Here is a 1,858-nt window from a genome sequence, read left to right as displayed (position 1 = left end):
TAGGAGACTGCTGAAGAATCCGCGTGGCGTGCGTTCGGCCTGAGCGCTGGCTGGGATCCTTGCGTGATGCAGGGTGAGGCGGATCGGCAGCGGGAGCTGTTGGATGTGGAGTCGTTGGCGGGGCACTTGTTGCCGGCCGGGAGTGTGTTCGCGTTTCTGGCGCAGCACCGGTTGCGGTTGTTCCCGCCGGAGTTGTTCGCTGACTTGTTTCCTTCGGGTCGGGGGAGGCCCTCGATCCCGCCGGAGGTCATCGCCTCGGTGCTGGTGTTGCAGTCCTTGCATGGCTATTCGGACCGGGATGCCGCGGAGGCACTCACGTTCGACCTGCGGTGGAAGGCCGCGTGCGGGTACGCGGTCGACGCAGCCGGGTTCCATCCCTCGACGTTGACGTACTGGCGCAAGCGGCTGGCTTCTTCGGACCGCCCGCAGCGGATCTTCGAGGTCGTCCGCGACGTGATCACCGCTACCGGTGCCCTGGCCGGCAAGCAGCGGCGGGCGTTGGACTCCACGATCCTGGATGACGCGGTCGCTCGCCAGGACACGGTCACCCAGCTGATCGCCGCGATCCGCCGGGTCGCTCGCGAGGTCCCCGGCGCCGCCGAGCTCGCCACCACTGTGTGCACCCGACTGGAGGCGCTCACCGGAGCCGGGTACAGCGCCACGGGCAAGCCACGGATCGCCTGGGACGATGAGGCCGCCCGGGAGGAGTTGGTCACCGCGCTGGTCAACGACGCGTTGGCGTTACTGGCCGCCCTGGACGTGGAGGCGATCAGCAAGGAGGGCGGGAAACCGGCCGAGGCCCTGGCGTTGCTGGCGTTGGTCGCCGGGCAGGACGTAGAACCGGCCGAGGGCTCCGACGGCACCGACGGGCGGTGGCGGATCGCGCGGAAGACGTCCCCGGACCGGGTCATCTCCACCGTCGACCCCGATACTCGGCACGCGCACAAGACCCGAGAACGACGCCAGGACGGGTTCAAGGCCCACGTCGTGGTCGAGCCGGACACTGGCCTGCTGACCGAAGTGCAACTCACCAAGACCAGTGGACCCGAGCACTCCGATGCAGCGGTCGGTGCCGACCTGATCACGACCGACCCCACCATCACCGACGCGACTGGAGTGCAGGTGTTGGGCGACTCGGCCTACGCCACCGGCGAGCTGCTCCATCGGCTCGGTGAGCACGGGTGGGAGCCGGTACTCAAGCCCTGGCCGCTACGGCCAGCAGTCGAGGGCGGATTCACCCTGGACGACTTCACCCACGACCCTGACGCCAACACGTTGACCTGCCCGGCCGGGCTCACTCGCGCGGTCAGCCCCAAGGGTCGGGTCACCTTCGGCGCGGCGTGCACTGGCTGCCCGCTGCGGGCCCAGTGCACTACCGCCACCAGTGGCCGCAAGATCGGCCTGGGTCCTCACCACCAGTTGCAACGTGAGCACCGGCAACGCGCGCACGACCCGGACTTCCAGACCGTCTACCGGCAGTACCGTCCGATGGTCGAGCGCTCCATCGCCTGGCTCACCCGAGGCAACAGGCGGGTGCCCTATCGTGGCGTGGCCAAGAATGACGCCTGGCTGCACCAGCGCGCCGCCGGACTCAACCTGCGACGGCTCCTGGTCCTGGGACTGACCCACCAGGACGGGGCCTGGGTCCTGACCTGACCACAGAGGGCCCCCGGCCTGCCGCAGACCCCTGCCATGGGCCCTCACCGGGTCCAAGATGGCCTCAGGCAGGCGGAACGACCCCGTTTGTCGCACTCCGAGTGCTGACCTCAACACGCCGCAAGACGGCCCATCCGTGGCGCCTCGCCCGCCACCCACGCACAAACCACCCCGACAAGCCCCTTCTTCAGCAGTCTCCTAG

General features: G+C 68.9%; 1 protein-coding gene. It reads left to right on the top strand.

Annotated elements, in window-relative coordinates:
* The first annotated feature begins 66 nt into the window (after positions 1-66).
* Positions 67-1,656, top strand: a complete 1,590-nt coding sequence (locus tag DA085_RS20565; RefSeq protein WP_109474865.1) for an IS1182 family transposase — start codon at positions 67-69, stop codon at positions 1,654-1,656.
* Positions 1,657-1,858 lie beyond the last annotated feature (202 nt).

Source organism: Ornithinimicrobium cavernae (assembly GCF_003121625.1).
In the GTDB taxonomy this organism is placed as follows: domain Bacteria; phylum Actinomycetota; class Actinomycetes; order Actinomycetales; family Dermatophilaceae; genus Ornithinicoccus; species Ornithinicoccus cavernae.
This window is presented reverse-complemented; position numbering and strand designations above follow the sequence as displayed.

Excerpts from the sequence above, each read along its gene's own strand:
- DA085_RS20565 (WP_109474865.1), top strand. The coding sequence starts at position 67 with ATGCAGGGTGAGGCGGATCGGCAGCGGGAGCTGTTGGATGTGGAGTCG.